1 protein-coding gene is annotated in these 1,178 nt (G+C 33.4%); it reads right to left on the bottom strand.

The features are described 5' to 3' along the window. Nucleotides 1–145: 145 nt before the first annotated feature. Nucleotides 146–1,178: ABC transporter permease (locus tag KHW44_RS09865; RefSeq protein WP_304068965.1), on the bottom strand; the 1,033-nt coding region annotated here is incomplete at its 5' end.

The following is a 1,178-nucleotide window of genomic DNA, read 5'->3' as shown; positions in this document are numbered from 1 at the left end:
GTCTATCGCTGACAGATTAAAAATCATTCCTTACGAAGCAGCCGTAGGTTTGACGACTACAATCGCATCAGTATTAGTATATTTAATTACAAAATAATTTTTCTCAAAAGTAAAGGCTATGAGTTGAGTGCTCATAGCCCTATTTTTATTTGTTGATATTATCATTGCCCTTTGGCTTTGCCAAAACAGAAATCACGATAAACACCACGCTAAATCCCAATATTATCAAAAGATTAGGAAGAATTTTTGAGATTTCTGGAAATTCTTCTAAAATTTCGTTGTTACTAATGTAGTAAAATCCTGGGAAAATTCTACCTATAGTCAAAGCAGTTTTCCCTAGTAATTCTTGTGGAACGAACGCCCCACACAAAAACGACGAACCAAGTGATACGATGTTCATTACTCCTTGAACTGTGTTTGAGTTTTTAATTACACTTGATATCATCACTGACATCGTCACCACATATATAGTAAATACAAACGAATTATGCATCATAAGATTAATGTGAGTCTTCGTAAAATCGTATTTGTACAAAACGCAGAATAGTATCATGTAAATTAACCAAAATACAAGTCCTGTGACGATGTGACCAAGCATCAACTCCATATTAATCCTAGTTCTTGGACATGGTGACACGTTGTTTCTCATAAGAATTGGTTGTTTTTTGTAGACCAAAGCGATATTTGAAACTACTAATATCACTTGTGCAAGTAGTAAGTAATTTAAAAAGTTAAAGTAGAATTTGGATTTATCTTTTTTAGAATTTACACTTCCCTCTTTAATGCTAACATCAATTTTTTTATCCAAATCTTCATTCGCATTTTTTATAGCCTCATCTTCAGTAAATCCACTTTTTTCGTAGGAACTTACTTGGCTTAGATAAATATTAATCTTCTCTTTGATATCCATCGCATAAGCATTATTCGGAGCGACTTTGTACAAAACTTCCCTCGTTTTATCGAAATCTTCCGGAATTATAACAGCTGCGTTGATAATATCGTAGAAAAGTTTGTCGTCTACGATTGTTTCATCCATTGTTTTTATCTTGGCGTTCTTATCCAAATAATCGTACAGAGATTTGGAAAGTTTGGTGTTCGCTTTGTCTTGCACATAAATATTTACATCAACGGGTTTGTAGGAAGTTTGTGTCGTGTTTTTTGTCGCAAAGCTCATCAAT

It is taken from the genome of Finegoldia magna, from assembly GCF_018371055.1.
In the GTDB taxonomy this organism is placed as follows: domain Bacteria; phylum Bacillota; class Clostridia; order Tissierellales; family Peptoniphilaceae; genus Finegoldia; species Finegoldia magna_I.
This window is presented reverse-complemented; position numbering and strand designations above follow the sequence as displayed.